At 51.2% G+C, this 252-nt stretch carries 1 pseudogene; it reads right to left on the bottom strand.

Annotated features, from left to right (window positions below):
- A pseudogene (locus AAEZ03_RS28285) lies at positions 1–252 on the bottom strand (aminoacyl-tRNA hydrolase); the annotation flags it as partial.

The raw sequence follows: 252 nt of genomic DNA, 5'->3' as shown, positions 1-252 counted from the left end.
CTATTAATCTGAGAGCGAGCTTTTTCAATATCACCACTTAACAGCAGGGGCAAAGCTTCAAACGCGGCGCTCACGGCGCTATCAATGGCAATTTGCTCATCGGAGGAAGCTTTTGATAGGACGTGTCCGCTGACTTTAGACTTGTGTCCCGGATGCCCAATACCCACGCGCAGGCGATGAAAGTCGTTGCCAATATGCGGCGTAATATCGCGCAAACCGTTATGACCACCATGTCCGCCATCGGTTTTGAGC

This window comes from Pseudomonas sp. HY2-MNA-CIBAN-0224 (assembly GCF_040310285.1).
Lineage (GTDB): Bacteria > Pseudomonadota > Gammaproteobacteria > Pseudomonadales > Pseudomonadaceae > Aquipseudomonas > Aquipseudomonas helleri.
Note: the sequence above shows the minus strand (reverse complement) of the source record. Positions and strands in the feature narration are given on the sequence as shown.